Origin of the sequence: Denitraticella aggregata, assembly GCF_048158365.1 — a bacterium.
Taxonomy (GTDB): Bacteria; Pseudomonadota; Gammaproteobacteria; order Burkholderiales; family Rhodocyclaceae; genus Azoarcus_F.
Genome location: NZ_JBLLNL010000002.1, coordinates 63,914 through 85,544 on the forward strand (window position 1 = coordinate 63,914; position 21,631 = coordinate 85,544).

Genomic DNA, 21,631 nt, shown 5'->3' on the forward strand with positions numbered 1-21,631 from the left:
GCGATCGTCACGAGCCGGGTGGGAAAGCGAGGACAGATCTGGTCGATTTTGAGGCGCATAGTGGTTCTATGCAACGAAAAATCGGGCAGATATGGACCGCTTCTCCCACCGGCGCAGTAGATCAGCCTCAAGTCCGACAGTCTCCTAGGAGGCGGTCGGATGCCAACCTCCACCGAGCGGTGGAGGCGACTCCGACGGTATTGTCGCGCCCGCGCTGAAATGTCGGCGTACCCCGCGCTCAACCACGACCGCGGGAGAAGCCGGGCTTGTTCGCCGCGGGGCCACGGCCAGTGCCGCGGCTGGCCTGATGCTTCTTCGTGGCCGCTGCCTGCGACAGCGCGGCGCGTCTTGCGGTCGCAGAGAAGGCGCGGGCGGATTTCGCTTTCGACGGACGCCTGTCACCGGCGAGCTTATCGGGACGGGCGGTGCTGCCGCTCGCGTCATCTTCGCGGCGCTGGCGCCAGATCACCAGAATCGTGCCGATGTGCTGCACCGGATGGGCGTCGTGCTGCCTGCACACATCGGCCATCAGTTCTTCGCGCTGATCGCGCTCCGCGCCGTGAACCTTTATCTTGATCAGTTCATGCGCCTGCAGCGATCGCTCGATCTCGGCGATCACGGCCGGCGTCAGGCCGTTGTCGGCGACACTGACGACCGGATTAAGGTGATGGGCACTGGCGCGCAACGCGCGTCGTCGTGCCGGTGTAAGCTCAGTCATTGATTTTTCTCAATCTTTCGGGAAACGGATTCTACTCCGATGAAGCGTACCAGAACCAGCAAGGCCTGGATGATGGAACATGTCAACGACGCTTATGTACAGCGTGCGAAGGCCGAGGGCTTGCGTTCGCGGGCGGCCTTCAAGCTGACCGAGATCGACGATCGCGACCGCCTGCTTCGGCCCGGCATGACCGTGGTCGACCTCGGTGCGGCGCCCGGGTCATGGAGCCAGGTGGCGGTCAAGCGATGCGGACCGAAGGGGCGGGTGTTCGCGCTGGACCTGTTGCCGATAGAGCCGATCGTCAACGTCGAATTCATTCAGGGTGACTTTCTCGACGACGTGGTGCTGGAAGCGCTCGAGGCCCGCCTGGACGGCGCGGCAGTGGACGTGGTGATGTCCGACATGGCGCCCAACATGTCCGGGATCGAGCTGACCGATCAGGCGCGATCTGTCAATCTGGCCGAACTGGCGCTGGAATTCGCGATTCGGCATCTGCGGCCGGGCGGCGGATTTCTGGTCAAGGTCTTCCAGGGGCCGGGCTTCATGGAGTTCCGTGCGGAGGCCGCAACGCATTTTCGCAGTCTGCAGGTGCGAAAGCCGAAGGCTTCGCGTGATCGCAGCGCGGAGGTCTATCTGCTCGGGCTCGACCGACGTGCCTGACCGGCCGGAACCGGCCGTTCCATCGCCGCGTGTCGGCCGCGACGCCTGCTGTTTCCATCTGGAGTGAATGAGAACATGACCCTCGACATCGACCTGGTTTCGGACTTCGTCTGTCCCTGGTGCTTTCTCGGCAAGTTCAGGCTGGATAAGGCGATCGCGGCATTCGGTGCATCGCGCCCGGATGTCGTGCTTCGGGTAAACTGGCTGCCGTTCTTCCTGAACCCGGATACGCCGGCTGCCGGTGAGCCGTATCGGCCCTTTCTGGAGGCCAAGTTCGGCGGACGTCGCGGCGCGGACGAGGTCCTGGCGCGGGTCGCAGCAGCGGCGGCCCCGGATGGCTTGGAGTTTGCCTTCGATCGCATCCAGACCCGGCCCAATACCCTGCGCGCACATCGCCTGACCTATCGCGCCCAGTCGCTCGGTTATCGGCCGGAACAGGTCGCGGCACTGGCGAGTGCATTGTTCGAAGCCCATTTTCAGCAGGGTCGGGACATCGGCGACATCGACGTGCTGGCGGATATCGCGGTCGCGATCGGAGACGGGCGCGATGCGGTGACGGGCTATCTGGACAGCGATCGGGATGCCGCCACGGTCGAGCGCATGGCCGCGCAGATTCAGCAACAGGGTGTGACCGGCGTGCCGTTCTTCATTTTCAATCGCAAGCTTGCGATCTCGGGTGCGCAATCCTCGGGTGCGCTGGGGGCCGCGCTGCTGCAGGCCTGCGACTGAAGCGGTCGAAACCTCGCCTGGATCAAGGCAGATTCGCGCGGTTTGGCTATCATGCAGTGTCGTCGAACCCATCGAAGGGACCGGCATGCACGGTTTGCAGGAACGCCTGTCACGCATTCTCGCCCGGCTCGAACAGGGCCTGGTGGAACGCAGACGCGAGGTCAGACTCGCGCTGCTCGCTGCGCTGGCGGGCGAGCACACGCTGCTGATCGGTCCGCCGGGCACGGCGAAGAGCGAACTGGCGCGCCGGCTCCATCTCGCCTTTGTCGATGCGGCCTATTTCGAGCGCCTGCTGACCCGCTTCTCGGTGCCCGAGGAGTTGTTCGGACCCTTGTCGATCAGTGCACTCGAGCAGGACCGCTATGAACGACACACGGCCGGTTTTCTGCCCGAAGCGTCGATCGCGTTCATCGACGAGGTCTTCAAGGCGAACAGTGCGATCCTGAACGCATTGCTGACGCTGCTCAACGAGCGCGAGTTCGACAACGGCGCGGGCCGGATGCGGTGTCCCCTGATCAGCGTGATCGGCGCGACCAACGTGATCCCGGAGGATGAGGTCGCGGAAGCGTTCTTCGACCGTTTCCTGCTCCGTCTGCCGGTCTCGCCCGTCAGCGCGGATGGCTTTCGGCGCCTGATCGACGCTGGCGTCCCGACCGACCCGCTGCGCTGCGACGAGGCCCTCGGTGCCGACGATCGCGCCGAGATCGCAGTGCGTGCCGACGCGGTCGCGCTGCCGGACGAGGTGGCAGGGCTTCTGGCCGAGCTTCGGCAGTGGCCGGACGCGGAGGGACGCTATGTCTCGGACCGTCGTTGGGTGAAGATCGTGCGGCTGCTGCGAACCGCGTGCGCGTGCGAAGGACGACAGGCGGTGAGCATCTGGGACCTGTGGTTGCTGCCATGGTGCATCGGTACCGGGGCGGAGGACCAGGCAGACGTCTCGCAATGGCTGCAGCACAGGCTGGGTGTGCGCCAGGCCCATGCGCCGGAACGCTTGACCCGTGTCGTCGAAGCCTTCGAGGCGCAGCTATCGGTCGAGCGGGAAGCGCACGACCTCGACTACGACGACGCCGGGCGGCTGCGCTTCTCGCCGACCGGCCTGGCGGAGGAGGTCGGAGATGCGAAGGGCGGGGGTCAGGCGCTCAGAATGAGCGCCGGTCGCAGACGCCGTTACGGTCCGATGCATATTGGGGCGCGTACCGCCCAGATCGATGCAGTGCTTAAGCGGATCACGGTCTATGCGGACGAGATCGCCGGCCGAAGGCAGGAACTGGCCCGGTATCTCGCGGCGAGTGTGTGGATGGATGCGGGTTTCGCGGCATCGACCGATACCTGTCTGAGCGTGACCGCTGCGGCGGTTGCCGAACTGGCCGAACGCATGAAGGCCACGCGTGCCGGTTTCGAGGCCTTGCCACGCCTGCCTGTCGACAGCGGCCCGATTCCGGAGCCGGTCTCGCATGCGCCGGTTTGAGGCGACGGCGCGATGAACCGTGCCGTCGATGCGCCGCGGTCGCTGATCTTCGAGTCGCTCGAGACGCGGCTTGCACCGCTGGAGCGTCTGCCGCGCGGCGTGTGGCTGGCGAGCCTGACCCATTCGCGCGGCATGCTCGAACCCCGCCTGGCTGCGCTCGAGCACTGGCGCGAGGCGCTGCTGGCCGGTCGCGTGCCGTGGCAGACGGCGGCACGCTGGCCGGGTGAGCCGCTCGCGACATCCCTGTGCGAAACGCTCGAGCGCCTGGGACTGCAACAGCACTGCATGGCTTGCGAGCCCCTTGCCGAGGCCGTCGTGCAGAGCCTTCTCTTTCACGTCGATCTGATCGTCGACTACGAGGACCGGGGTGAGGACGAGCCGCATGCGATCGCCCGCGCGCTGGCCGCCTTCGAGCAGGATTGGGTCGAACGATCCGCGGACATCGACGCACTGATCGAGATCTTCGGCGATCCCGGCGATCTGCTGAAGAACTGTCGCTGGGACATGTTGCGCGGACTGTTGCGCAGCAGCGACTGGGAGTCAGTGGTTCGCATCCGGGCCCTGATCGAAGGGCTGCCCGAACTGACCGCGATCATCCGGCGCCTGGGGCGGGCGATCGACGTGGCCGATCCGGCAGGCGACGGGCAGCCTGAACAGGCCATGAGCCAGCTGGCCTCGGCCCTGCATCCGCGCGCGCGCACGGTCCATGTGCCCGAACTGCCGGGTGAAACCCGCGGGGTGTGCCGATCCGAACGGTTCGCGCGGATGTTGCCGAGCGAGTCCATCATGTTCATGCATCCGCGCTTGCGCCTGGTGTGGCATGCGCGCCATGCCGAGCGCGCGCTGCTGACCTATGAAGACGACGACCGGATGCAGGCGCTTCGGCACGAGCAGGCGCCGACCCGGCTGCCCGGGCCGCGTCCGGCTCCACGGCGCGAGATGGGCCCGATGCTGGTGTGCGTGGACACCAGCGCATCGATGCGGGGTGGAGCCGAACGGGTGGCGAAGGCGGTGGTGCTCGAAGTCGCCCGGGTCGCGCACGCCCAGCGGCGCGCCTGTCATGTGTTTGCGTTCGGCGGTCCGGACGAGATCGTCGAGCTGGATCTGGCCATGGATGAGCGCGGCTTGATGAAACTGGCGCGGTTTCTGGCCGGCAGCTTTCAGGGGGGGACCGACATCTGCGGACCGCTGGAGCGCGTTCTGGAACGGCTGGGCGACAGCAACTGGCAGCTTGCCGATCTGCTGATCGCATCCGACGGCGAGTTCGGTACGACGCCGTCGCTGGCCGAGCGCGTGAACCGGGCCAGGGACGAAGCCGGACTGCGGGTTCAGGGCATACTCATCGGTGACCGGGAGACCATCGGGCTGCTCGAGATCACCGACGATGTCTTCTGGGTGCGCGACTGGCGGCGTTTCGGCGGGTCGGACGGGGCATCTCCAGTACATAGCAGCAGCCTGACCGCGAGCTATTTCCCGGGGGCATTGCGCAACCGGCAGAACCGCGATGCGACCGTGTCCGGGTCGGCCGTGTCCGACGCGATGCGAATCAGCGGGCGGGCCTATATTCCGCGAGATCCGGTTTGATCGCCGCAGCCTTGCACGGCGGCACCGGGGCCGACCCGTCGGCCTCTCTGCGCCTGACCGCGTCGGGACTCGGCCCCGGCCCGGTTCCGTCCCATCCTCCCGAATCCGAAGGAACGTCCGATGACGATTGCCGATGAGTTGATTGCGCTGCTCGAGCGTGCGCAAGTGCTGGGCCCGCTGCCGCGGGTCGTCGCCTTGCACTTGCCCCATCCGGATCTCGCCGGCGGCAAGGAGGGCGAGTTCTGTGCGCTCGAGCTGGAGGATGGTTCGATCGGCCTGTCATATGTGCTGCTCGACGACACGTTGGCGCGTCTGGTCCGTGACGACGGGTGCGTCGGGCTGAAGGGCCTGGGGGCGCTCGAACTGGCCGGCCAGTGCCGAAGCCCGCGTCCGGTCCAGCGCACCGTCGGATTCGCGGCGATCAATGCGCTGACCCGCTGCCTGTTCGATCGCGCCGGATTCGAGCCGGGTTCGAGCATGGATTCGGTCGGTGGCCTTGCACCCTGCGGGTCGGACCGCATCGGCATGGTCGGATTCTTCAAGCCATTGGTCCCCAGGGTGGTCGCGTCCGGGGCGAAGCTCACTGTGGTCGAGCTCAAGCCCGAGCTCGCGGGTGAACACGCCGGGTTTCGGGTCAGCCTGGATCCATCCGAACTGCGTGCCTGCAACAAGGTGTTGTCCACGAGCACGGTGCTGCTCAACGACACGCTCGACAGCGTCCTCGACTGTTGCCGCCAGGCCACGCAGGTCGCGCTGGTCGGGCCCAGTGCCGGGTGTCTTCCCGACCCGTTGTTCGCACGCGGCGTCACCTTCGTAGGCGGGAGCTGGATCCACGACACGGTCGGCTTCGTCGACGCGCTCGTCAGTGGCGCTTCGTGGAGTCGTCATGCGCGAAAGTTCGCGATCGAGCCGTCCTCGTATCCGGGGTTCGAGGCCCTGCTGGCGAGGCTGAAGGGGTGACGGCAGCGCGTGGCTCGCAAAGGCGGTGCGAACGTCTGCGCTGCGGAACGTCGTCGTCCATCTACTGTCTATGGAAGGTGAGCGAGAAGCGTTCACGGTCGATGAGGTCGGATTGCGAACGCTGAGCAGCCTGAGCGCTGCGGGGCGCAAGTTCTTCTCCTTCCAGCGTCCGGACTCATTGATTTCGTTGATCGCAGCGATTGGTTTGCTAGGGGGAACGATCGCTAATAGAATGGGTCAGCTTTTTGCCGCCCTTGCAGGGCATACAAGGAAAAGACGTTGAATAATCTGTTCAAGAATCTTGCGATCTGGATGGTGATCGGCGTAGTGCTGATGACGGTCTTCAACCAGTTCAATACGCGCCAGGTCGCGCCGAACACCATGGAGTATTCGCAGTTCATGGACGAGGCACGCGCCGGGCGGATCGCCAAGGCGGTACTCGACGGGCGCGTCGTGAAGGCGACGACGCTGGAAGGCCGACAGGTCACGGTGTACACGCCGGGCGTGCAGGACATCTGGATGGTGTCCGACCTGTTGCGCGCCGGTGTTGCGGTGACGGCGAGCAAGCCCGACGAAGACCAGTCTTTCCTGATGAGCATCTTCGTGTCCTGGTTCCCGATGCTGCTGCTGATCGGTGTATGGATCTTCTTCATGCGCCAGATGCAGGGTGGCGGTCGTGGGGGGGCGTTCTCGTTCGGCAAGTCCAAGGCCCGCATGCTCGACGAATCGGCCAACTCGATCACGTTCGCCGATGTTGCCGGTTGCGACGAAGCGAAGGAAGAAGTTTCCGAGCTGGTCGACTTCCTGCGTGATCCGTCACGCTTCCAGAAGCTCGGCGGGCACATCCCGAAGGGCGTGCTGATGGTCGGCTCACCCGGTACCGGCAAGACGCTGCTTGCGAAGGCGATCGCCGGTGAGGCCAAGGTGCCGTTCTTCTCCATCTCGGGATCGGATTTCGTCGAGATGTTCGTCGGTGTCGGCGCGGCCCGCGTGCGCGACATGTTCGAACAGGCCAAGAAGCACGCGCCGTGCATCATCTTCATCGACGAGATCGACGCAGTCGGCCGCCAGCGTGGTGCCGGCATGGGTGGTGGCAACGACGAGCGCGAACAGACGCTGAACCAGTTGCTGGTCGAGATGGACGGCTTCGAGGGCCAGACCGGTGTCATCGTCATCGCGGCGACCAACCGTCCGGACGTGCTCGATCCGGCGTTGCTACGCCCGGGTCGCTTCGACCGTCAGGTCGTGGTGCCGCTGCCCGATATCCGGGGTCGCGAGCAGATCCTGAAGGTGCATATGCGCAAGGTCCCGATCGCGCCTGACGTCGAGCCTGTCGTGCTGGCCCGCGGCACGCCCGGGTTCTCGGGTGCGGATCTGGCCAACCTGGTCAATGAGGCGGCCCTGTTCGCTGCGCGCGGTGCAAAGCGTCTGGTCGACATGGACGACTTCGAGCGCGCCAAGGACAAGATCATGATGGGCTCGGAGCGCCGGTCCATGGTCATGCCCGAAGAGGAACGGCGCAACACCGCGTATCACGAGTCGGGTCACGCGCTGGTCGCCAAGCTGCTCGACAAGACCGATCCGGTGCACAAGGTCACGATCATTCCGCGCGGTCGCGCGCTGGGCGTGACGATGCAGCTGCCGGAGACCGATCGTTACAGCCAGGACAGGGAGCGTCTGCTGCAGACCATCGCGGTGCTGTTCGGCGGGCGGATCTGCGAAGAGATCTTCATGGACCAGATGACTACCGGCGCATCGAACGACTTCGCCCGCGCGACCGATCTGGCGCGCCGCATGGTGACGCAGTGGGGCATGTCGGACAACCTCGGGCCGATGGTGTATGGCGAGGAGGAGGGTGAGATCTTCCTCGGTCGCCAGGTCACCACGCATCGAAACGTGTCGGAAGCCACGATGCAGAAAGTCGATGCCGAGATCCGTCGCATCATCGATCAGCAGTACGCGCTTGCGCGTCGCCTGATCGAGGAGAACCGCGACAAGATCGAGGCGATGACCCAAGCCTTGCTGGAGTGGGAAACCCTGGATTCGGATCAGATCAACGACATCGTCGAAGGTCGTCCTCCGCGTCCGCCGAAGCAGGTTGCATCTCCGCCGCCGCGTCCGAAGGACGACGCGCCGGGGGCCGAGCCGAATGCGCCGGCGCCCGTGGCCTGACGCCCCCTTGCAATCAATGACGAAACCGGCCCTGCGTGGCCGGTTTTGCTTTGGCGGTCACGGTGAATGCTGTCACATGCGGACACTGAATGCGTGCGGTTCCGCGCTGGCTTGATGTCATAATTGGTCAATTGATCAACGACGGTGACGGGTGATGGGGCGCAAGTATTTCGGGACTGATGGTGTGCGGGGACTGGTCGGCGAGGCGCCGATCACGCCGGAATTCGTGATGAGACTCGGTTACGCGGCCGGACTGGCGCTGGTTCGGCGTGAGAATCTGCCGCACGGCGAGCGTCCGGCGGTGCTGATCGGCAAGGACACGCGCATCTCGGGCTACATGCTGGAGGCCGCGCTGGAGTCCGGTTTCGCCGCAGCCGGTGTCGATGTGATGCTCGCCGGCCCGGTCCCGACCCCGGCCGTCGCTTACCTGACGCGGGCGTTGCGGCTGCAGGCGGGTGTGGTCATCTCGGCGTCGCACAACCCATTTTACGACAACGGCATCAAGTTCTTCTCGGCCGAGGGGGCCAAACTGCCCGACAGCGTCGAGATCGAGATCGAGGAGCACGTGGATCAGCCGATGGGGTGCGTCGAGTCGACCAAACTCGGCAAGGCCCGCCGTATCGAGGATGCGGCCGGTCGCTACATCGAGTTCTGCAAGAGCACCTTCCCTAACGAACTCGACCTGCGTGGCATGAAGATCGCGCTCGACTGCGCGCATGGTGCGGCCTATCACATCGCGCCGAGCGTTTTCCATGAGCTGGGGGCGGAGGTCCATTCGGTGGGTGTCGAACCCGACGGCCTCAACATCAACGACGGCGTCGGCGCGACCCGGCCGGAGAGCCTGCGCAATGCGGTGCTGGCGAGCGGTGCGGACATCGGCATCGCGCTCGACGGGGACGGGGATCGGCTGGTCATGGTGGATGCGGCCGGCGAGATCTACGATGGCGACAAGCTGCTTTACGTGATCGCGGCCGATCGTAAGGCCCAGGGTCGCCTTGACGGTGTGGTCGGCACGCTGATGAGCAATCTCGGGTTCGAACATGCGATCGGCCGCCTCGGTGTGCCCTTCGACCGGGCCAAGGTCGGCGATCGTTACGTGCTCGAACTGCTGCAGTCACGCGGCTGGAGGCTGGGCGGCGAGAACTCCGGCCACATCATCTGCCTCGATTGGCACACCACCGGAGACGCCATCGTGTCGGCACTGCAGGTCCTGTCGGCGCTGAAGCGGCATCGCCAGACGCTCGCCGATGCGTGTGGCGACCTGGTCTTCTATCCACAAAAGCTGGTCAACGTCCGGCTCGCGAGCGGCTTCGACTGGCGCGCCGATCCGGCCATCGATGCGGCCACCCGCGTCGCGGTTTCCGAGCTCGGTGACAGCGGGCGGGTGTTGCTGCGTCCGTCCGGCACCGAACCGCTGTTGCGGGTCATGGTCGAGGGGCGGGACGCGTCACAGGTCGGGCGTCTGGCGCACAGCATCGCATCCGCGGTCGAGAAGGCCGCAGGCTGAGCCCTACGCGCTGCCGGAAGCCTGGCAGACACGGTTGCGCCGAGTCGGTCGACGGTCGGTGGGGCGCCGTAACCGGGTCGAAGCCAGGCCGTGCCTTACGCATCGAATTGTGAATTTAATCTTTTTGTAACCTTGCATCGTGACAATCGGGTTCTCGAAACTTGGGCGTGTCGATCGGACGCGCCTGGTTCGTGGCCATCACTCACCTGAGAGGAAGATTGACATGATGCTGAAAAAAACCCTCGTCCTGGGTATTGCCGCCGCGCTGGGGCTGTCCGCCGGAATCGCGTCTGCCGACGTCGATCCGGCCCTGCCGAACTACGAGCGTGTCTCCGGTGTTTCCGGCAACCTGACGTCGATCGGATCGGACACCCTGAACAATCTGATGACGCTGTGGGCCGAAGAGTTCGCCAAGTTCTACCCGAATGTCAATATCCAGATCCAGGGCGCGGGTTCCTCGACCGCTCCTCCGGCGCTGATCGAAGGCACCGCGAACTTCGGCCCGATGAGCCGCCCGATGCGCGAGTCCGAGATCCGCGCGTTCGAAGACCGTCATGGCTATGCGCCCACCGAGGTCCCGGTCGCGATCGACATGGTCGCCGTGTATGTGAATAAGGACAACCCGATCGAGGGTCTGTCGCTTCCGCAAGTCGATGCGATCTTCTCCGCGACGCGCGCCTGTGGCTACGCGGACGACATCACGACCTGGGGCCAGGTCGGCCTGACCGGCAGCTGGGCCAATCGTGACATCACGCTTTACAGCCGCAATGCGGTGTCCGGCACCTACGGTTTCTTCAAAGAGCACGCGCTGTGCGGCGGTGACTTCAAATCGACGATCAATGAGCAGCCGGGTTCGTCGGCGGTCGTGCGCGGTGTCGAGCAGACGATCAACGGTATCGGCTATTCCGGCATCGGCTACAAGACCTCGGGCGTGCGTGTCGTGCCGCTGTCCAAGGAGCACGGCGGCGGCTACGCCGAAGCCAACGGCGAGAACGCGGTGAATGGCACCTATCCGCTGGCGCGCTTCCTGCTCGTCTATGCGAACGCCAATCCGAACACCGGCATGGCGCCGCTGGAGAAGGAGTTCTTCCGCATGGTGCTTTCGAAGGACGGGCAGGAGGTCGTGAATCGTGACGGCTACGTGACCATACCGGCCACCGTCGCCGAGCGTTTCCGCAAGGAGAAAGGGCTCGAATAACAGCGCCCTGAGTTGATAAGGGGCTTCGTCGTGGATGCGACGAAGCCCCGTTTTTTGCCGAGGAACCGGCTTTTTCTCGTTGTTGTTCCGACCCGACATCAGGAGTAGATGAGCATGTCAGCGATTGCGCCCCAGAGTCCGGCCACGCGCGAGTCCTTGTTGCCAAGCGAGGGCGAGCGGCAGAAATTGCGGAAGCGCCGGAGTTTTCGCGATGGCCTGTCCCGGTACGGGGTCGGTGCAGGTGGCCTGGGTGTGATCGTCGCGCTGGCGCTGATCTTCCTTTATCTGTTCTACGAAACGCTGCCGCTGCTGAAGCCGGTGAGCGTCGAACCCACGGTGGTGTTCACCGTGCCGGGCGACGATCATGCCTCGCCGACGCTACATCTGACGCTGGACCGCTTCGAAGAGATCGGTGGTCGGTTCGCCGGGTCGGGGGTCATCACATTCTTCGACGCGCGTGACGGTCGCGTACTGTCGCGTCAGCAGGTGCCGATGCCGGAGGATGCGACGATCACCAGCTTCGGTCGTTCGGAGAGCCGCAAGAGTCTGTTCGTGTATGGCTTCTCGGATGGATCGATCCTGCCGGTCAGAGTCGATTACGAACTGACTTATCCGCAGGGCGTGCGCGTGGTCACACCGCGCCTGAACTTTCCGCTCGGGGAGGAGCCATTGACCTTCGGGCACGAGGGCGGTGCTCAGTACTCCGCGCTGGAGATCGTCGATGGACGCGGCGGCTACATCGTCGCTGCCGGTACGACCGACGGCGACATCTCCATGGCATTGTTCAGCACGTCGACCAGCATGCTGACCGGTACCATCGAGATCCGGCGCCAGGACTTCAATCTTCCCAACATCGGCGCGCCGGTGCGCCAGTTGCTGGTCAACGAATCGCTGCGTGATCTGTTTGCAATCGACGTGTCCGGCGTGCTGCATCACTTTGATATCGTGAATCGCAACAGTCCGCGACTGGTCGAGCGGATGGAGCTCGTTCCCGCGGGTGTCGAGGTGACGGCCGCAGAGATGCTCGTGGGCTCGCGGTCGGTGATCGTCGGCGGCTCGGATGGCAGCCTGGCGCAATGGATTCTGGTGCGCGACGAAGCCTCGGGATCGATGAGGCTGACGCAGATCCGGTCGTTCAGATCGCAACCCGGCGCGATCACCTTCATTGAGCCCGAGCACAGCCGCAAGGGTTTCATGGCGGGTGACGCGAGTGGCTCGGTCGGCCTGCATTACGCGACTTCGAGCGTGACGCTGAAGATCGTCGATGTGGCGGACAGGCCGATCAACCGAATCGCGATGTCGCCGATCAATCGCACCGCGCTGGTCGAAAGCGGTACGGACGGTGCCGTGCAGGTACTCGCGATCGACAATCCCCACCCGCAGACCTCACTGAGCGGGCTGTGGGGCAAGGTCTGGTACGAGGGACGCGATGCGCCGGCGTACATCTGGCAGTCGTCGTCAGCCGACGACGCGTTCGAGTCCAAGCTGAGCCTGGTGCCCCTGTCGATCGGAACGCTGAAGGCTGCGTTGTTCGCGATGCTGCTGGGCACGCCGATCGCGATCATGGGCGCGATCTACACCGCTTATTTCATGTCGGTGCCGATGCGCAAGATCGTGAAGCCGTCGATCGAGCTGATGGAGGCCTTGCCGACGGTGATTCTCGGTTTTCTCGCGGGCATCTGGCTCGCGCCCTATATCGAGAACAACCTGCCGATCCTGATCACCTGCCTGCTGTTCATCCCGCTCGCCATCCTGATCTTCGGTTATGCGATCAGCCACACGCCCGCATCGGTACGCAACGTGATCCAGGGCGGCTGGGAGGCGGCGTTGCTGGTTCCGGTCGTACTCGTGGCCGGCTGGTTCGCGATCGGCATCAGTCCTTGGATCGAGGTGACCTACTTCGACGGCTCGATGCGGCAGTGGCTGACCAACGTCGGCATCCCGTACGACCAGCGCAACGCGCTGATCGTCGGGCTCGCGATGGGTTTCGCGGTGATTCCGACGATCTTCTCGATCGCCGAGGACGCCGTGTTCAACGTGCCGCGACACCTGACCCAGGGTTCGCTCGCGCTTGGCGCGACCCGCTGGCAGACCGTGGTCGGCGTGGTGTTGCTGACCGCGAGTCCAGGCATCTTCTCGGCGGTGATGATCGGCTTCGGCCGTGCGGTCGGCGAGACCATGATCGTGCTGATGGCCTCGGGTAACAGTCCGATCGTGAACTTCAACATCTTTGAGGGCATGCGCACACTGGCCGCGAACATCGCGGTGGAACTGCCGGAGACGGCGGTCGGTTCGACCCACTTCAGGGTCCTGTTCCTGTCCGCGCTGGTGCTGCTGGCCTTCACCTTTGTGCTGAACACGGCGGCTGAAGTCGTGCGCCAGCGCCTGCGCAAGCGCTACGCGTCCCTTTGATCAGATCCGACGAGGTCGATGAAATGAAACAGTGGTGGAAAAGCGGATCTCCGTGGATCTGGTTGAACGGTGGCGCGGTCAGCATCAGCATGATCATGGTGTTCGGCCTGCTGGCGCTGATCCTGGTGCGGGGCTTCGGCCATTTCTGGCCGCACAACGTCATCAGCACGACGTATCTGCAGCCCAATGGCGAGCAGGTCCGCGTGATCGGGGAACTGCGCAGGTCCGAGACGCTGACCGCGCAGTCGCTGCGAGAAGCGGGTGTCCGGCTTCCGGAAGACCAGCTCCTGGCGACCCGGCATCTGCTGAAGCTCGGCAACCGGGACGTGACCGGTCGTGACTTTACGTTTTTCGTCGCCGATTTCATGGGGGAATGGACGTTCCCGAAGGAGATCGCTGTCCTCGAGCGGCGTGAATGGGGCGATTTCTACGGCTTTCCGATGCGTCTGCTCGAGCACGGGCAGGTGATTGCCGAGCGTGATACCTTGTGGCCGGAGTTTCAGACGCGGCTGAAGCGCAGCAATGCGTTGTTCGACGAGATTCGCAGCATCGAGCGCGGTGCGATCGGCAACATCAACTTCAGGCTGGAGCGCGTGCGCCTCGACCAGCGTCGCGCCGAACTGCGCGGCACGCTGACCCCTGAGCTCGAGCGCGACTTCGCGCAGCGTCGCGAGTCGCTGAACGCCGAGTATGCGGTGCTGCAGGCCCGGCTGAACGAACTGCTGGCCGACGTCAAACGCGATGCGCTGGTGCTCGTCGTCGCGGACGGAACCGAGGTCACCGTCGGTCTGGATCGCATCGTCAATGCGTGGCAGCCGAACAACATGTCGATTCCGGCCAAGGTCGGTTTCTACGTCAGGTCCTTCTTCGACTTCATCTTTGGTTATCCGCGCGAGGCCAATACCGAGGGTGGCATCTTCCCGGCGATCTTCGGCACCGTCGTGATGGTGCTGGTGATGTCCATCATCGTGACGCCGTTCGGTGTGCTCGCGGCCATCTACCTGCGCGAATACGCGAAGCAGGGAGCGCTGCTGAAGGCGATCCGGATCTCGGTGTACAACCTCGCCGGGGTGCCATCGATCGTGTTCGGCGTGTTCGGCCTCGGTTTCTTCGTCTATGTGCTCGGAGGCGCGATCGACAGCGCATTCTATCCGGAGGCGCTGCCGGCCCCGACCTTCGGGACGCCCGGCCTTTTCTGGGCCTCGCTGACGCTGGCACTGCTGACGCTGCCGGTCGTGATCGTATCGACCGAGGAGGGCCTGTCGCGGATTCCCTCGACGATCCGCATGGGTTCACTCGCGCTCGGCGCGACCAAGGGCGAGACGCTGTGGAAGGTGGTTGTCCCGCTGGCGACGCCGGCGATGATGACCGGGCTCATCCTGGCGATCGCGAGGGCCGCGGGCGAGGTCGCGCCGCTGATGCTGGTCGGCGTCGTGAAACTCGCGCCGACGCTCCCGATCGATGGTAACTTCCCGTTCATCCACCTCGAACGAAAGATCATGCACCTCGGCTTCCACATCTACGACGTCGGTTTCCAGAGTCCGCACGCCGAAGCGGCCGAAGCCCTGGTCTATGCGACTGCGCTGATCCTGGTGCTGCTCATCATCGCGCTCAACCTCAGTGCGATCACCATCCGCAACCATCTGCGCGAGAAGTACCGTGCAGAGGGCGATTGATCGCCGGCGTTCCCAGGTCAACCAGCCATGCAGAACTCAGATACGGATCGGAGAAACACGATGAACCAGCTTGCCACCCCCGAGATCGCCAGGAAGCCGAGCGGCATGAACGCCGGACTTTTCTCGGACACCGATCGTCAGCACCTGTCGCTCGACAAGGAGGAGATCGCGATCACGGTCGAGAACCTCGATCTCTATTACGGCAACGACAAGGCGCTCAAGTCGGTCAGCATGAAGGTCGCGGCCAAGCGCGTGACCGCCTTCATCGGTCCGTCGGGCTGCGGCAAATCGACGTTGCTGCGCTGCTTCAACCGCATGAACGATCTGGTGGACTCCTGCCGCATCGAGGGCGCGATCAACCTGCACGGCGAGAACATCTACGCCAAGCATGTGGACGTGGCCGAATTGCGGCGCAAGATCGGCATGGTTTTCCAGAAGCCGAACCCGTTCCCGAAGTCGATCTACGAGAACGTCGCATACGGATTGCGTCTGCAGGGCGTGAAGGACAAGAACGTGCTCGACGAGGTCGTGGAGCATTCGCTGAAGAGCGTCGCATTGTGGAACGAGGTCAAGGATAGGCTTCAGACCAATGCATTCGGCCTGTCCGGCGGCCAGCAACAGCGTCTGGTCATCGCCCGTGCGATCGCGATCGAACCCGAAGTGCTGCTGCTCGACGAGCCGACCTCGGCGCTGGATCCGATCTCGACGTCCAAGATCGAGGAACTCGTCGAGGAGTTGAAGGAGCAGTTCACGATTCTGATCGTGACCCACAACATGCAGCAGGCGGCGAGGGTGTCGGATTTCACCGCGTACATGTACCTGGGTGAGTTGATCGAGTACGGTGACACCCGCAAACTGTTCGTGAGTCCCGAGAAGAAAGCCACCGAGGACTACATCACCGGGCGCTACGGTTGAGCAAGCGCGCCATTATTCGCTTCGCGGCCGTCCTGCTGGCCGCGTTCGTGTGGACGCTCGGTCCGGCCGTGCATGCTGCGACCGGTTCCGCCGACGTGCGGACGATCGAAACCAAGGCCCACGTCCTGATGCAGCAGAACCCGCCCGACTGGAGCGGTGCGCGGGACGAGTTCGAGCGCGCCGCCGCGCTGGGGTCGTTGCGCGCGCAGTCCTACCTCGGCTGGATGTACGAACATGGCCATGGCGTAGCGGTCGATCACGAGGCGGCGGCGCGTCACTACGCAGTACTGGCCGAGGGCGGCGTGCATGAGTTCTCGATCAAGCTCGGGTGGATGTACCTCGGTCGCTCCGAGCTCACACCCGATCGTGCCCGCGCCGAACATTGGTTCCGGCATGGCATCGACGGTGGCTATCTCCCGGCCAACATCGCGCTGGCTTCGGTGCTGATTGCGGATGCGGTCGGCGGAATTGCGGTCGAACGGGTCGACGAGGCCCGATCGTTGCTCGAACCCGCGCTGGAAAGCGGTCAGTCGCTCGCGGCCTTCTTCCTCGCGCGTCTCTATGTGGAAGGCATCGGCGGTCATCCTCAGGATGCGGATCTCGCGGCGCGGTACACCCGCATCAGCGCCGAGGACGGGCATCCGCAGATGCAGGGCTGGCTCGCGCAGATGTATCTGGACGGTGCGGGCGTGCCGGTGGACGTGCGGGAGGCGGCTTTCTGGGCTGCGCTGGCCGCATCGGGCGGGGACCAGACGGGTGCGCGCATCCATCAGGCACTGAATGAGACGCTCGGTGACGCCGAGCGCCAGGCCGTGCTGGAGCGGACGGTTCGCTGGGCGCTGGAGCGTCAGGCGCCGGGGTGGGCGGCCGAGCGGTCGTCGGGCGTGCCGCAGCGACCGGGCGGCCTCGACTGATGGCGGGGGCGGTGCAGCGCTGATGCTCAGGGCGATCCTGTTCAGTCTGGCCGCGCTGGTGATGGTCGCCGTGTTTGCGCGCAGCTGCGGGCTCACGCCGGAGCAGATCGAGTCGCGGGTGCTGCTGGCCGATCTGAATGCGGAGGAAGGGGCGACCTACCGCAGTGCCAATCGTGCCCGGCCAGGTGTGATCGAGTTGCCGGACGGGCTGCAGGTCGAGTTCCGGACAGTCGGCGAAGGTCCGACTCCTGCCGCCGAGGACTGGGTCGAGGTGCATTATCGGGGCGCCCATATCGACGGGCGGGTGTTCGAGGATACCTTCCGCCGTGGCGACCCGGCGATCGTACCGATCGCGAAGACGATCGCGGGATGGCAGCGGGCGCTGGTCGGCATGCCGGTCGGTTCGTACGTCCGGCTCGTGATCCCGCCGCAACTCGCATACGGCGTGGTCGGCGGCGGACCGGTCGGGCCGGAGGAAACGCTGGTGTTCGAGCTCGAACTGCGCGCGATCGTCGAAGCGCCGAAAGCCGAGGAGCGCGACGCACTGCAGCAACGGGTGCCCGGACTCGGCGGCTGACGACGACAGCGGATCTGCCTCGGGCCGGCATGCAGTGCCGGCCCGACAGAAGACGGACGATGCGGGCGTCGATCAAGCCTTGCCCAGCGAACCCTCCTGCTCGGCCTCGACCAGCATCGCAGCCAGCGAGTCCAGACCTTCCTTTTCGGCTGCCTCCGAGATTTCCTCGAGCGACGCGCCCGCGTCGATCAGCTTCGCGGTTTCGGAGTCCTTGGGCAGTTGCAGGCGAAACTCATGCAGACGAGCGTCGATCACGCTGCTGACGCTCTGGTCCTGGCCGGTTTCTGCATCCAGACCCTGCTCACAGGCCTCGAACAACGCGCCGGCGAGCGCGTGCAGACCTTCCTCGGTGGCCAGCGTCGAGATCTCCTCAGGCGTGGCACCCCGGTCGATTGCGACCGCAGTCTTGCTGCTTGCCGGGATGTTGCTGCGAAAGGATGCGAGGATGTTGGCGATGACGTCCATGTTGTCTCCAGTGAAATAATGGTTATTGCCTTTTCAGTGTAGTGCAACGCTGACAAAGCAGAAGCCCGATGCCGCGGTTCGACGACAGCCATTACGCATCAGCTCGGGCGAGGTCAAGGACGGGCATGCCGCGCGCGGTGCCGGACCGGTTCACGTCGTCTGAAGGTCGGTTGCACGCGACGATATATCTGATAATCCATATATGCTAGGCTCTCCAGTCATGAGCCCCGATTCGCTGTTTCGATTGCTGTCCGATCCCACCCGTTTGCGCTGCGTCGTATTGCTGCGCATGGAGCAGTCGCTGTGCGTCTGCGAACTCACCCACGCGCTCGAACTCTCTCAGCCGAAGATTTCACGCCATCTGGCCATGCTGCGTGAGGGCGGAGTGGTGATGGACGAGCGCCGGGGGCAGTGGGTTCATTATCGGCTGGCCGGGGATCTTCCCGACTGGGGCCGGGCGATCGTCGACGCTGCGGTCGAAGCCCAGTGTCAATCGGGTCAGATCAGGCGGGACAGCGCGCGGCTGAAAGCCATGGTCGGGCGACCTTCGCCGCATTTTTGTGCGTGACGATCACTGATTGTTGGAATAACGGGTGCATCGATGACTGACAAAGACAAGGAGCCCGTCGAAGGCGGCGGGTTGGGATTCTTCGAACGCTATCTGACCGTATGGGTGGCACTGTGCATCGTGGCCGGGGTGGCTCTCGGGCAGTTGCTGCCGGCGGTGCCGGACGCGCTGTCGAAGATGGAATACGCGCAGGTCTCGCTGCCGGTCGCGGTGCTCATCTGGGCCATGATCTTTCCGATGATGGTGCAGATCGACTTCGCCGCGATCCTCGGTGTGGGGCGCCAGCCCAAGGGGCTGGTCATCACGACGTCGGTGAACTGGCTGATCAAGCCCTTCACGATGTTCGCGATCTCATGGTTCTTCCTGATCGTGGTGTTCCAGCCCTTCATTCCGGAAGACCTTGCGCGCGAGTATCTGGCCGGTGCGATCCTGCTCGGTGCGGCGCCATGCACCGCGATGGTGTTCGTGTGGAGTTACCTGACCCGCGGAGACGCGGCCTATACGCTGGTGCAGGTGGCGGTGAACGACCTGATCATGCTGTTCGCGTTCGCGCCGATCGTCGTGTTCCTGCTCGGCGTGTCGAACATCGTCGTGCCGTGGGATACGGTGGCGCTTTCGGTGCTGCTGTATATCGTGATCCCGCTGTCGGCCGGTTACGCGACGCGGATCATGCTGATTCGCAAGCACGGCATCGAGTGGTTCGACAACGTGTTCCTGCGCAGGATCGGCCCGGTGACGCCGGCTGCGTTGCTTGTCACGCTGGTACTGCTGTTCGCGTTCCAGGGCGAGGTGATCCTGAACAATCCGCTGCACATCCTGCTGATCGCGATCCCGCTGACGCTGCAGACCTTCCTGATTTTCTTCATCGCGTACGGCTGGGCGAAGGCGTGGAAGGTTCCGCACAATGTCGCGGCGCCGGGTGCGATGATCGGGGCGAGCAATTTCTTCGAGCTGGCGGTGGCTGCGGCGATCGCACTGTTCGGCCTGCAGTCCGGCGCGGCGCTTGCGACCGTGGTGGGAGTGCTGGTGGAGGTGCCGGTCATGCTGGCGCTGGTGCGCATCGCCAACCGGACCCGTGATCGATTTCCGGCCGCGGTGCCTGCACGCGCATGAGTGCGATCGCCATCGATCCGTCGACGTCATCGTGGGTCGCACTGCACGGCGGTGACCTGACGGTGCGCTGTACCCTGAAGCATGGCTGTTGTGGCGGATCGGCGCGCGTGCCGGTTGCGGAGCTGGGCGCTCCACGCGATCCATCGGAATACTCGATATCGATGGTGGAAGGTATTCGCATCCATGTCGAGCGTTCGCTGCGGGAGGTCGGGTTGAGCGTGGGGCTGGATGGGTTCGGGCGCTGGAAGAGACTGGTGGTCGAGGGCCCGGTGCTTCCGCCGGAGTGAGTCAATGCCGATGTCGGAGGACGAGGAGAAGCGCATGCAGGGATTCAGACACATCGTCGTGGCGGTCGACTTTTCGCCCGGCTGACATGCGTTCCTTTGCTGCTCATCCCGGTGCAGGCCAAGCTGCCCGTTTCCGGGCGCCTGTCCCGCGTGGTGCTGGGTTCGGTTTGTTCGGATGCGGCACAGGCTGCGGAGCGGTTTTTCCTGAATCTGCTCGAGCAGGGGGCCGAGGCGGTATGCTGGCGCGCGAACGTCCCGGTGGGCGCTGATCCCGGCCACTCAGGGCCTTTAGTGAACCGGCCCGTCAGGATGTTTTGCCGGCAGCCGGCCGGCCGGCTATAATTCACGGCTTTTCCGAGGCGCGCACATGAAAGGCTCGCTTGTCGTCGGCAACTGGAAGATGAATGGTCGCGCATCGTTTGCGCGCGAGCTTCTTGCGGCGGTGCGAGACGGTGCGCCTGGCGGTGTTCGCTGTGCGATCTGTGTGCCTTATCCCTATCTGCCGTTGGCGGCTGGGGTGCTGCAGGGATCGACGGTGAGTGTCGGTGCGCAGAATGTCAGCGCATATCAGGACGGTGCGTACACCGGGGAGGTCAGCGTCGGCATGCTGGCCGACGTCGGATGCCGGTATGTCATCGTCGGTCATTCCGAACGCAGAAGCCTGTGCGGCGAGACCGACGGTCTCGTGGCGGACAAGGCCGAGGTCGTGCGTGCGGCCGGCATGACGCCGATCATCTGCATCGGCGAGACGCTGGCCGAGCGGGATGGGGGGCGGGTCGAGGCAGTGCTGGGTCGGCAGCTCGATGCGATCGCTGCGTGCCTAGATGCGACCGCGCTGTCCGATGTGGTGATCGCCTACGAGCCGGTATGGGCGATCGGAACCGGCCGCAGCGCATCGCCGGAGCAGGTGCAGGCGGTGCTGGCGTGGGTGCGGAGCTGGCTCGCGGAGCGGGTCGCCGATGCGGCGGGCGTCGCGATTCTTTATGGCGGCAGCGTCAAGGCAGACAATGCTGCGGAGTTGTTCGCGCTCCCGGATTGCGATGGTGGCTTGATCGGTGGGGCATCACTGGTCGAAGACGAGTTTCTGGCGATTTGTCGGGCAGGCGCCGGCAGGTCGAGCATGATTTGACGACGGAGTGACAGGACCAGATGGGTAGCTACGTATTTTCGATTGTGCTGACGGTACACGTGATCGTCGGCCTGAGTGTGATCGGTCTCGTGCTGATGCAGCATGGCAAGGGTGCGGACGCGGGCGCGGCCTTCGGTGGTGGCGGAGGCGGAGGCGGGGGGGCCGGCAGTATCTTCGGTTCATCCGGTTCGGCCAACTTTCTGAGCCGCGCCACCGCGATGCTCGCGACGGTGTTCTTCCTGACCAGCCTCGGGCTGGCCTATCTTGCAAGCACCGTGACCGCGCCGCCGGCGAGTATCATGGAAAGCGTGTCGCCCGTGCCTGCGCCGTCCGGGGCTGAGGCGATCCCGACGGCTCCGGCCGAAGGGGGTGATTCGCGCGCCGGATCCATCCCCCGGTAAGCCGAAATGCATTTGGGCGGGATTTGCGCACTGCGCAAAAGTACGTATAATCCCGCATCTGTAACAAGCTGTGCCGACGTGGTGAAATTGGTAGACACGCCATCTTGAGGGGGTGGTGGCTTAGGCCGTGTGAGTTCGAGTCTCACCGTCGGCACCAAAAAACAAAGATCGCCCGCCT

Annotated in this window: 20 protein-coding genes and 1 tRNA gene; 19 read left to right on the plus strand and 2 right to left on the minus strand. The window is 64.5% G+C overall.

Annotated features, from left to right (window positions below):
• Positions 1 to 238: 238 nt before the first annotated feature.
• Positions 239 to 718: a ribosome assembly RNA-binding protein YhbY gene (yhbY, locus tag ACKVEX_RS03665; protein WP_473214337.1), complete on the minus strand. Its 480-nt coding sequence runs from the start codon at positions 716 to 718 to the stop codon at positions 239 to 241.
• A 39-nt stretch (positions 719 to 757) separates the two neighbouring features.
• Between yhbY and ACKVEX_RS03670 the strand changes: the two genes are divergently transcribed.
• The 13 genes from ACKVEX_RS03670 to ACKVEX_RS03730 all read left to right on the plus strand — a co-directional run bounded on the left by ACKVEX_RS03670 (position 758) and on the right by ACKVEX_RS03730 (position 17,490).
• Positions 758 to 1,378 carry an RlmE family RNA methyltransferase gene (locus tag ACKVEX_RS03670; RefSeq protein WP_473214338.1) on the plus strand — a complete coding sequence of 207 codons (621 nt, stop codon included), beginning with the start codon at positions 758 to 760 and terminating at the stop codon, positions 1,376 to 1,378.
• Between the two features lie 75 nt (positions 1,379 to 1,453).
• Positions 1,454 to 2,107 carry a DsbA family oxidoreductase gene (locus ACKVEX_RS03675; protein WP_473214339.1) on the plus strand — a complete coding sequence of 218 codons (654 nt, stop codon included), beginning with the start codon at positions 1,454 to 1,456 and terminating at the stop codon, positions 2,105 to 2,107.
• Between the two features lie 85 nt (positions 2,108 to 2,192).
• Positions 2,193 to 3,575, plus strand: a complete 1,383-nt coding sequence (locus ACKVEX_RS03680; RefSeq protein ID WP_473214340.1) for an AAA family ATPase — start codon at positions 2,193 to 2,195, stop codon at positions 3,573 to 3,575.
• Positions 3,576 to 3,587: 12 nt separating this feature from the next.
• The gene (locus ACKVEX_RS03685) at positions 3,588 to 5,159 is read left to right on the plus strand and encodes a VWA domain-containing protein (protein ID WP_473214341.1); all 1,572 of its coding nucleotides are present in this window, start codon (positions 3,588 to 3,590) and stop codon (positions 5,157 to 5,159) included.
• 120 nt (positions 5,160 to 5,279) lie between these two features.
• Complete coding sequence (locus ACKVEX_RS03690) at positions 5,280 to 6,119, plus strand: Rossmann-like domain-containing protein (protein WP_473214342.1); 840 nt, start codon at positions 5,280 to 5,282, stop codon at positions 6,117 to 6,119.
• Positions 6,120 to 6,398: 279 nt separating this feature from the next.
• The gene (ftsH, locus tag ACKVEX_RS03695) at positions 6,399 to 8,291 is read left to right on the plus strand and encodes an ATP-dependent zinc metalloprotease FtsH (protein WP_473214343.1); all 1,893 of its coding nucleotides are present in this window, start codon (positions 6,399 to 6,401) and stop codon (positions 8,289 to 8,291) included.
• A gap of 154 nt (positions 8,292 to 8,445) precedes the next feature.
• Positions 8,446 to 9,798: a phosphoglucosamine mutase gene (gene glmM, locus ACKVEX_RS03700; protein ID WP_473214344.1), complete on the plus strand. Its 1,353-nt coding sequence runs from the start codon at positions 8,446 to 8,448 to the stop codon at positions 9,796 to 9,798.
• A gap of 223 nt (positions 9,799 to 10,021) precedes the next feature.
• Positions 10,022 to 10,996 (plus strand): PstS family phosphate ABC transporter substrate-binding protein, encoded by a 975-nt coding sequence (locus ACKVEX_RS03705; RefSeq protein WP_473214345.1) that lies wholly within the window; start codon positions 10,022 to 10,024, stop codon positions 10,994 to 10,996.
• Positions 10,997 to 11,110: 114 nt separating this feature from the next.
• Positions 11,111 to 13,408 carry a hypothetical protein gene (locus ACKVEX_RS03710; RefSeq protein ID WP_473214346.1) on the plus strand — a complete coding sequence of 766 codons (2,298 nt, stop codon included), beginning with the start codon at positions 11,111 to 11,113 and terminating at the stop codon, positions 13,406 to 13,408.
• A gap of 23 nt (positions 13,409 to 13,431) precedes the next feature.
• Positions 13,432 to 15,084, plus strand: a complete 1,653-nt coding sequence (gene pstA, locus ACKVEX_RS03715) for a phosphate ABC transporter permease PstA (protein ID WP_473214347.1) — start codon at positions 13,432 to 13,434, stop codon at positions 15,082 to 15,084.
• A gap of 60 nt (positions 15,085 to 15,144) precedes the next feature.
• The gene (gene pstB, locus ACKVEX_RS03720) at positions 15,145 to 15,999 is read left to right on the plus strand and encodes a phosphate ABC transporter ATP-binding protein PstB (protein ID WP_473214348.1); all 855 of its coding nucleotides are present in this window, start codon (positions 15,145 to 15,147) and stop codon (positions 15,997 to 15,999) included.
• Positions 15,996 to 16,913 carry a tetratricopeptide repeat protein gene (locus ACKVEX_RS03725; RefSeq protein WP_473214349.1) on the plus strand — a complete coding sequence of 306 codons (918 nt, stop codon included), beginning with the start codon at positions 15,996 to 15,998 and terminating at the stop codon, positions 16,911 to 16,913. The genes pstB and ACKVEX_RS03725 overlap by 4 nt, the downstream gene beginning before the upstream one ends.
• Positions 16,914 to 16,935: 22 nt before the next feature.
• Positions 16,936 to 17,490 carry an FKBP-type peptidyl-prolyl cis-trans isomerase gene (locus tag ACKVEX_RS03730; protein WP_473214350.1) on the plus strand — a complete coding sequence of 185 codons (555 nt, stop codon included), beginning with the start codon at positions 16,936 to 16,938 and terminating at the stop codon, positions 17,488 to 17,490.
• A 72-nt stretch (positions 17,491 to 17,562) separates the two neighbouring features.
• On the opposite strand, the gene ACKVEX_RS03735 is transcribed toward ACKVEX_RS03730, so the two are convergent.
• Positions 17,563 to 17,955 (minus strand): hypothetical protein, encoded by a 393-nt coding sequence (locus ACKVEX_RS03735; protein WP_473214351.1) that lies wholly within the window; start codon positions 17,953 to 17,955, stop codon positions 17,563 to 17,565.
• 220 nt (positions 17,956 to 18,175) lie between these two features.
• Between ACKVEX_RS03735 and ACKVEX_RS03740 the strand changes: the two genes are divergently transcribed.
• The 6 genes from ACKVEX_RS03740 (at position 18,176) to ACKVEX_RS03765 (ending at position 21,610) form a co-directional block, all read left to right on the plus strand.
• Entirely contained in the window at positions 18,176 to 18,523 is a 348-nt protein-coding gene (locus tag ACKVEX_RS03740) for a metalloregulator ArsR/SmtB family transcription factor (protein ID WP_473214352.1), read from the plus strand.
• Positions 18,524 to 18,556: 33 nt separating this feature from the next.
• The gene (arsB, locus tag ACKVEX_RS03745; RefSeq protein ID WP_473214353.1) at positions 18,557 to 19,636 is read left to right on the plus strand and encodes an ACR3 family arsenite efflux transporter; all 1,080 of its coding nucleotides are present in this window, start codon (positions 18,557 to 18,559) and stop codon (positions 19,634 to 19,636) included.
• Positions 19,633 to 19,923: a CC/Se motif family (seleno)protein gene (locus tag ACKVEX_RS03750; RefSeq protein ID WP_473214354.1), complete on the plus strand. Its 291-nt coding sequence runs from the start codon at positions 19,633 to 19,635 to the stop codon at positions 19,921 to 19,923. The genes arsB and ACKVEX_RS03750 overlap by 4 nt, the downstream gene beginning before the upstream one ends.
• Positions 19,924 to 20,290: 367 nt before the next feature.
• Entirely contained in the window at positions 20,291 to 21,052 is a 762-nt protein-coding gene (gene tpiA, locus ACKVEX_RS03755) for a triose-phosphate isomerase (protein ID WP_473214355.1), read from the plus strand.
• Between the two features lie 20 nt (positions 21,053 to 21,072).
• Positions 21,073 to 21,453 carry a preprotein translocase subunit SecG gene (secG, locus tag ACKVEX_RS03760; protein ID WP_473214356.1) on the plus strand — a complete coding sequence of 127 codons (381 nt, stop codon included), beginning with the start codon at positions 21,073 to 21,075 and terminating at the stop codon, positions 21,451 to 21,453.
• Between the two features lie 72 nt (positions 21,454 to 21,525).
• Positions 21,526 to 21,610, plus strand: a tRNA-Leu gene (locus tag ACKVEX_RS03765).
• Positions 21,611 to 21,631: the final 21 nt, after the last annotated feature.